The organism is Ruegeria sp. AL12 (assembly GCF_056540885.1).
Window position 1 is genome coordinate 1 of sequence record NZ_JBQFXN010000087.1, and the last position, 865, is coordinate 865.

The window sequence follows — 865 nt, forward strand, 5'->3', positions numbered from 1 at the left end:
GCAGCCTGTTTGATGATTTGGAGCGCAAGCGCGACATCGCTGATTTCCTCGAATTGACGGAAGGCGGCGAGGGTGTGCGCATTTTTATTGGGTCTGAGAACAAACTTTTCTCACTTTCGGGTTCCTCTTTGGTGGTGTCTCCATATATGAACGCTGATCGTAGGATAATCGGTGCGGTCGGGGTCATCGGACCCACACGTCTGAATTATGGACGGATCGTGCCGATCGTGGATTATACGGCGCAACTGGTCGGCAAGCTGATATCCGACCGGAGCTAGAGGGTAAGAGATGGCAGAGCCCAAGAACGAAGATTTTCTGGACGATATCATGGCGGCAGAAGCGGAAGAGCTGGCCGAGGAGTTTACTGAGATCAGTGACGAGGCGTTGGAGCTGGACGAGCTGCGCGCTGAGCGGGATGAGTATAAAGACAAATTCATGCGCGCGCTTGCCGACGCCGAGAACGCGCGCAAACGCGGTGACAAGGCGCGCCGCGATGCCGAGCAGTATGGCGGTTCCAAGCTGGCCCGCGATATGCTGCCTGTTTACGACAACATGAAGCGCGCGCTTGAGGCCGCGACCGACGAGCAGAAAGAGGTTGCCGCCGGACTGCTGGAAGGCGTCGAACTGACCATGCGTGCCCTGAAGGATGTGTTCCAGAAACACGGGATCGAAGTGATTACACCCCAGGTTGGCGACCGGTTTGATCCGAATGTGCACGAAGCAATGTTCGAGGCCCCGGTCCCGGGCACGCGGGCAGGGGACATCATCCAGGTGTCCGCCGAAGGTTTCATGCTGCACGACCGACTGTTGCGTCCGGCTCAGGTCGGGGTCTCTTCAACGCCAGCAAGCTGATTGGCTTTTCAAA

Annotated in this window: 1 protein-coding gene and 1 pseudogene; both read left to right on the top strand. The window is 57.5% G+C overall.

Features of this window, described 5'->3' with window-relative positions; translation table 11 throughout:
• Positions 1-278 (top strand): annotated as a pseudogene (hrcA, locus tag ACR0C6_RS21525) (heat-inducible transcriptional repressor HrcA); the annotation flags it as partial.
• A gap of 10 nt (positions 279-288) precedes the next feature.
• Positions 289-852 carry a nucleotide exchange factor GrpE gene (locus ACR0C6_RS21530; protein WP_480482518.1) on the top strand — a complete coding sequence of 188 codons (564 nt, stop codon included), beginning with the start codon at positions 289-291 and terminating at the stop codon, positions 850-852.
• Positions 853-865: the final 13 nt, after the last annotated feature.

Excerpts from the sequence above, each read along its gene's own strand:
- ACR0C6_RS21530 (WP_480482518.1), top strand. The coding sequence starts at position 289 with ATGGCAGAGCCCAAGAACGAAGATTTTCTGGACGATATCATGGCGGCA.